Origin of the sequence: Aliidiomarina quisquiliarum, from assembly GCF_023922585.1 — a bacterium.
Classification (GTDB): domain Bacteria; phylum Pseudomonadota; class Gammaproteobacteria; order Enterobacterales; family Alteromonadaceae; genus Aliidiomarina; species Aliidiomarina quisquiliarum.
On the sequence record NZ_JAMFTN010000050.1, the window covers coordinates 44,033 to 50,349 of the forward strand.

At 51.6% G+C, this 6,317-nt stretch carries 7 protein-coding genes; 4 read left to right on the forward strand and 3 right to left on the reverse strand.

Translation table 11 applies throughout. The features are described from left to right. Positions 1 to 83: 83 nt before the first annotated feature. Positions 84 to 815, reverse strand: coding sequence for a carboxy-S-adenosyl-L-methionine synthase CmoA (gene cmoA, locus M1L23_RS13365; protein WP_252627936.1), 732 nt, complete (start codon positions 813 to 815; stop codon positions 84 to 86). Between the two features lie 109 nt (positions 816 to 924). Here cmoA and aspS point away from each other — a divergent pair, with 109 nt between their 5' ends. After that, a complete protein-coding gene (gene aspS, locus M1L23_RS13370) occupies positions 925 to 2,688 on the forward strand; it encodes an aspartate--tRNA ligase (RefSeq protein WP_252627937.1) in 1,764 nt (587 codons plus the stop codon). 802 nt (positions 2,689 to 3,490) lie between these two features. Here the strand turns inward: aspS and M1L23_RS13375 are convergent. Next, positions 3,491 to 3,691 carry a hypothetical protein gene (locus M1L23_RS13375; RefSeq protein WP_252627938.1) on the reverse strand — a complete coding sequence of 67 codons (201 nt, stop codon included), beginning with the start codon at positions 3,689 to 3,691 and terminating at the stop codon, positions 3,491 to 3,493. 106 nt (positions 3,692 to 3,797) lie between these two features. On the opposite strand from M1L23_RS13375, the gene M1L23_RS13380 reads away from it, so the two are divergent. Further along, entirely contained in the window at positions 3,798 to 4,535 is a 738-nt protein-coding gene (locus M1L23_RS13380) for a YebC/PmpR family DNA-binding transcriptional regulator (RefSeq protein WP_252627939.1), read from the forward strand. Next, positions 4,536 to 5,054 (forward strand): crossover junction endodeoxyribonuclease RuvC, encoded by a 519-nt coding sequence (gene ruvC / locus M1L23_RS13385; protein ID WP_252627940.1) that lies wholly within the window; start codon positions 4,536 to 4,538, stop codon positions 5,052 to 5,054. A gap of 46 nt (positions 5,055 to 5,100) precedes the next feature. Here ruvC and M1L23_RS13390 read toward each other — a convergent pair whose 3' ends face one another. Beyond that, positions 5,101 to 5,247 carry a hypothetical protein gene (locus M1L23_RS13390; RefSeq protein WP_252627941.1) on the reverse strand — a complete coding sequence of 49 codons (147 nt, stop codon included), beginning with the start codon at positions 5,245 to 5,247 and terminating at the stop codon, positions 5,101 to 5,103. Positions 5,248 to 5,605: 358 nt separating this feature from the next. On the opposite strand from M1L23_RS13390, the gene M1L23_RS13395 reads away from it, so the two are divergent. Then, the gene (locus M1L23_RS13395) at positions 5,606 to 6,124 is read left to right on the forward strand and encodes an REP-associated tyrosine transposase (protein WP_252627942.1); all 519 of its coding nucleotides are present in this window, start codon (positions 5,606 to 5,608) and stop codon (positions 6,122 to 6,124) included. Positions 6,125 to 6,317 lie beyond the last annotated feature (193 nt).

Below are 6,317 nucleotides of genomic sequence, written 5' to 3' on the forward strand. Positions count from 1 at the left end.
TTAATTGTGGGGTCAGAACCCCTGCTCTACAAGCCGCATTATACGTGAAAAGGGTGTCAAAAGTTTGTTCTGACCCCAGCACTTTATTTAATAGCGAACCAGGAGGTGAAGTTGAAGCAGCGGTACCAGTTTTGGACGGTGCTAAAGCCGGCGCTGCGTAGGCGTGTTTCCTGTTGTTCGGCGGTGTCGATGCGCATAACGTTTTCAATGGCGGCGCGTTTTTGTGAAATTTCCAGTTCGCTATAGCCGTTTTGGCGTTTAAATTCGTGGTGCAGCTCGACTATTAAGGCGTCGGCGGTTTGGTCTTCATGACGCACTTTTTCTGACAACAACAAAATGCCACCGGGTAATAAGGCGTCGTAAATTTTTTGTACCAAGGCAGCGCGTTTTTCGGGCGCGATAAATTGCATGGTGAAGTTCATAGCCACCACCGAGCACGGCTTTAATGACTGTTCAACAATGTCGGCGCAGATAATTTCCACCGGTACGTCGCCCCGCCAAGCGTTCACGTGGGCTTGGCAGCGTTGCACCATGGCTTCCGAGTTGTCGATGCCGATAATGGTCACGCCTTTAGCTTTCACATGTTGCTTCATGGCGATACTGGTGGCGCCGAGCGAGCAGCCTAAATCGTAAATAAGCGCGTTATTTTGGGCGTATTTACCGGCCAGCAGCCCCATGGTTTGTACAATAGTGGCGTAGCCTGGCACTGAACGGCTGATCATGTCGGGAAATACTTCCGCAACGCGGTCGTCGAAGGCAAAATTGGCCACATCGCCCAAGGGGGTGGCATAAATCGAGTCGCGGGGTGTGCTCATGAACCCTAGTTCCTTTTCTGTAAAACAAGTGCATCGTGAATTGTACCTCAAGCACCCTGTATCGTATACTACACGCCATTCACAACACGACAAACAGGGTTTATAGCAGATGCGTAGTCACTATTGCGGGCAAGTTACGGAAAATTCTCTTGGGCAACACGTTACTTTAGCGGGTTGGGTTCACAAGCGCCGAGATTTAGGCGGGTTAATTTTCGTCGACATGCGCGACCGTACTGGTTTAGTTCAGGTGGTGTTTGACCCTGAGCACGCAGCTATTTTTGATACGGCCAACGCCCTGCGCCAAGAGTTTTGTATTCAGTTACGGGGTGAAGTGCGCGCCCGCCCAGACGGGCAAATAAACGAGCGCATGACCACCGGTAAAATTGAAATTTTGGCTACCGAGCTGACTATTTTAAGCAAAGCCGCGCCCTTGCCTATCGACTTTAATAACCAAGTGAGCGAAGAGCAGCGCCTGCGGTTTCGTTATTTAGATTTACGCCGCCCGGAAATGAACGAGAAAATAGTGTTTCGTGCCAAGGTGGCCAGTGCCGTGCGCCGGTTCTTAGACAACGAAGGCTTTTTAGACATTGAAACGCCGATGCTAACCCGTGCCACCCCAGAAGGTGCTCGTGACTATTTAGTGCCGTCGCGTACCCACGAAGGGAAGTTTTTTGCCCTGCCCCAGTCGCCGCAGTTATTTAAGCAATTGCTGATGATGTCGGGTTTTGACCGCTATTACCAAATTGTAAAATGCTTCCGCGACGAAGACTTACGGGCCGATCGCCAGCCTGAATTTACCCAAATTGATATTGAAACCAGCTTTATGAGCGCGCAAGAAGTGCGTGACACCACCGAGCGCTTAATTCGTGGTTTGTTTACTGAGTTGCTTAGCGTTGATTTAGGCAGTTTCCCAGTGATGAGCTACGCCGAAGCCATGCGTTTATATGGTTCTGACAAGCCCGACCTGCGTAACCCGATGCAGTTAGTTGACGTGGCCGACCTATTAACTGACATTGAATTTAAAGTGTTTGCCGGCCCAGCAAATGACCCCAACAGCCGCGTTGCCGCCCTGCGTATTCCAGGTGGCGCTAGCTTAAGCCGTAAGCAAATTGACGACTACACGGACTATGTAAAAGTGTACGGTGCCAAAGGCTTAGCTTGGCTAAAAGTGAACGACAAAGACGCCGGTATGGACGGTTTGCAGTCGCCGGTATTGAAGTTTTTACCTGAAGCCGCAGTTACTGAAATTCTTGCCCGCACCGGCGCAGAAACCGGCGATATTTTATTGTTTGGCGCCGACACCGCCACGGTGGTAAGCGAAGCTTTAGGTGCGCTGCGTTTGAAAGCTGGTAAAGACTTTGACCTTATTGAAGACAGCTGGAAACCACTGTGGGTGGTTGACTTCCCCATGTTTGAAGAGCACGAAGGTGGCTATGCCGCTATTCACCACCCGTTTACCGCGCCAGTTGGCGTAACCGCTGAAGAGCTAAAAGCCAACCCGGCCGCCGCTATTTCAGACGCTTACGACATGATTTTAAACGGTTGCGAAGTGGGCGGCGGCTCTGTGCGTATTTACAACGCCGAAATGCAGTCCACCGTGTTTGAAATTTTAGGCATCGACGCCGACGAAGCGAAAGAGAAGTTCGGGTTTTTACTTGAAGCATTAAAGTACGGCACACCGCCACACGCCGGCTTGGCCTTCGGTTTGGACCGTTTAGTAATGCTCATGGTAGGCGCCAGCAGTATTCGCGAAGTGATTGCCTTCCCGAAAACCACCACCGCCGCCTGCGTATTAACCGACGCCCCCGGCATCGCCAACCCCGACGCCCTAGCAGAACTGCACATTACCGTGAATGCCAAACCCGACGCGTGATAAACGATACAACGGCATCGGAATCCCGTAGGTCATGCAATGCATGACCTACAACGGTGAATATCGAAGCTCCGTAGGTACGGCATTGCCGTACGTTGAATGCATTGCATGACGCCGCTCGGTGGCTAACGGAACCAATGGAATAACGGCAGGCCATGCCTGCCCTGCGGAAATGGCGATAAACGGACATAACGCGGCACACGGCGGTAATAGAAACATCGTAGGTCATGCATTGCATGACGCCGCACCGCCGGTAAATATTAACACCTAAACGGCAGGCAGTGCCTGCCCTACGGAAATGGCGATAAACGGACATAACGCGGCAATAGAAACATCGTAGGTCATGCATTGCATGACGCCGCTCGGTGGTAAACATTAACGCCCAAACGGCAGGCCATGCCTGCCCTACGGAAACGGCGATAAACGAACATAACGCGGCAATAGAAACATCGTAGGTCATGCATTGCATGACGCCGCCCCGGTGGTAAACATTAACACCCAAACGGCAGGCAATGCCTGCCCTACGGAAATGGCGATAAACGGACACTACGAGGCAATAGAAACATCGTAGGTCATGCATTGCATGACGCCGCTCGGTGGTAAACATTAACACCCAAACGGCAGGCAATGCCTGCCCTACGGAAATGGCGATAAACGAACATAACGCGGCAATAGAAACATCGTAGGTCATGCATTGCATGACGCCGCTCGGTGGTAAACATTAACACCCAAACGGCAGGCAATGCCTGCCCTACGGAAACGGCGATAAACGGACATAACGCGGTAATAGAAACATCGTAGGTCATGCATTGCATGACGCCGCACCGCCGGTAAACATTAACACCCAAACGGCAGGCAATGCCTGCCCTACGGACATAACGCGGCACACGGCGGTAATAGAAACATCGTAGGTCATGCATTGCATGACGCCGCCCCGGTGGTAAACATTAACACCCAAACGGCAGGCAATGCCTGCCCTACGGAAATGGCGATAAACGGACATAACGCGGCAATAGAAACATCGTAGGTCATGCAACGCATGACGCCGCTCGGTGGTAAACATTAACGCCGAAACTTAACGACAATTAAAACAACAGGAGTTTTCATACATGGCTGGACATTCCAAATGGTCGAATATTAAACACCGCAAAGCGGCGCAAGACGCCCAACGTGGCAAAATATTCACCAAATTAATCCGCGAACTGGTGGTTTCTGCCCGCGAAGGTGGTTCTGACCCCGAAACCAACCCGCGTTTACGCGCCGCAATTGACAAGTCGCTGTCGAACAACATGAAACGCGACACCATTGATAACGCCGTGGCCCGCGGCGCCGGTGAACTCGACACCGACAACATGGTTGAGATTCGCTACGAAGGTTACGGCCCAGGTGGCGTTGCCGTAATGGTGGAATGCATGAGCGACAACCGTAACCGCACCGCCGGCGATGTGCGCCACGCGTTCACCAAAAACGGCGGCAACTTAGGCACCGACGGCTCTGTTGCTTACTTGTTTACCAAGCACGGCGTGTTGAGCTTTGCCCCCGGCGCCGACGAAGACGCCATTATTGAAGCCGCTCTTGAAGGTGGAGCCGACGACGTTGAAACCCACGATGATGGCAGTATTGATGTGTACACCGACCCGTACGAATTTGGTGCTGTGGTTGATGCCATGAAAGAAGCTGGATTCGAGCCGGATAACGCGGAAGTGACCCAAGTAGCCTCGACTGAAGTTGAGTTGGATATCGAAACCGCCAAAAGCATTGTGAAGCTGATTGATATGATGGAAGAGCTTGATGACGTACAAGAAGTGCACCACAACGCCGACATTCCACCAGAGGCTTACGAATAATTGTCTATTATATTGGGCATTGACCCGGGTTCGCGCATTACCGGCTACGGCATTATTCGCCAGCAAGGCGCGCGCCTAACTTACCTGGGCAGCGGTTGTATTCGCGCCGCTTCTACCAGCGCCAGTACCAAAGCCAATGGCGAGCCAAGCATGGCTGAACGGCTGCGCATTATTTATGATGGTGTGTCGGAATTAATCGCCCAATTTAACCCCGACCAATTCGCCATTGAACAAGTATTTATGGCCCGCAACCCCAATTCAGCGTTGAAATTAGGCCAAGCCCGCGGCGTTGCCATGGTAGCCGCCGCCAAACACGACCTAGCCGTGGCCGAGTATTCCGCACGACAAATAAAACAAGCCGTGGTTGGCACCGGCTCCGCCAATAAAGAGCAAGTACAGCACATGGTGATGCAGATATTAAAACTGCCCAGCCGGCCCCAAGAAGACGCCGCCGACGCCCTCGGAGTCGCCATTTGCCACGCCCACACCCACACCACCCTTATCCGCAACGCCCGTTAATGAACGTTTATACCGCAATAGAAACATCGACACCGCACCTGTGGGGTTAATGCAACGATGGAATTCGTAGGTCATGCATTGCATGACGCCGCTCGGTGGCTAACGGAACCAATGGAATAACGGCAGGCAGTGCCTGCCCTACAGGCATGGCGATAAATGGACACAACGCGGTAATAGAAACATCGTAGGTCATGCATTGCATGACGCCGCTCGGTGGCTAACGGAACCAATGGAATAACGGCAGGCAATGCCTGCCCTACAGGCATGGCGATAAACGGACATAACGCGGTAATAGAAACATCGTAGGTCATGCATTGCATGACGCCGCTCGGTGGCTAACGGAACCAATGGAATAACGGCAGGCAATGCCTGCCCTACAGGCATGGCGATAAATGGACATAACGCGGTAATAGAAACATCGTAGGTCATGCATTGCATGACGCCGCTCGGTGTTGCACGTTGCCACCATCAGCCATTACGCAACATTCTGGCGTGACCCCCTTTTGTTTCCTACCATTTCAGCCAAACCAACCCGATACATGGAATGTGCAATGGGAAATATGTTTCGTTACTACGCCGCGGCCGGCTATTACTTCATTACGCAAAACACGCTGAACAATAAACCTGTACTACTTCGACCTGAAATTCGTTCAGCATTAAAACAAGCAATTATTGAAACCCAGAAAACCTTGCCCTTTGATACTCACGCCTTTGTATTAATGCCAGACCATTTTCATCTTATTTTAGGCATTGAAGATGACAAGCTTTCTAAGCGAATAGGAACCATAAAACGCCTTACTAGTAAGTATTCAAAGTTTGGTCAAGGGGCGGATTTAACCGACAATTACCGCCGAGAAAGGCGTTCCAGCCTTTGGCAGGCACGGTTTTGGGAACAAACTATAAAAACGGAAGATGAGTTACACAAAAATATAATGTATTGCTATATAAACCCAGTGCACCATGGTTATGTGAAAAAAGTTGGTGATTGGAAGTTTTCGACATTTCATCGCGACGTGCGCAATGGCCTGTTACCCGCCGAATGGGCCGGCATAACCGTTGATCGCAAGTAATCATTGGTAGCATCGTCTGCCGTGGGTGTGACGATTAACCTATGGTGCGGCGTCATGCATTGCATGACCTACGGGGCCGACATATTCGTAGGGCAGGCATCGCCTGCTGTGTGGGTGTGAACGTTAACCACCGTGCGGCGTACGGCGGTGCCGTACCTACGGGGCCGACATATTCGTAGGACAGGCATCGCCT

Bases quoted from the DNA above. Each gene is read 5' to 3' on its own strand.
- cmoA (WP_252627936.1), bottom strand. From the start codon at position 815: ATGAGCACACCCCGCGACTCGATTTATGCCACCCCCTTGGGCGATGTG.
- aspS (WP_252627937.1), top strand. From the start codon at position 925: ATGCGTAGTCACTATTGCGGGCAAGTTACGGAAAATTCTCTTGGGCAA.
- M1L23_RS13375 (WP_252627938.1), bottom strand. From the start codon at position 3,691: ATGTCCGTTTATCGCCATTTCCGTAGGGCAGGCATTGCCTGCCGTTTG.
- M1L23_RS13380 (WP_252627939.1), top strand. From the start codon at position 3,798: ATGGCTGGACATTCCAAATGGTCGAATATTAAACACCGCAAAGCGGCG.
- M1L23_RS13390 (WP_252627941.1), bottom strand. From the start codon at position 5,247: ATGACCTACGATGTTTCTATTACCGCGTTGTGTCCATTTATCGCCATG.
- M1L23_RS13395 (WP_252627942.1), top strand. From the start codon at position 5,606: ATGGGAAATATGTTTCGTTACTACGCCGCGGCCGGCTATTACTTCATT.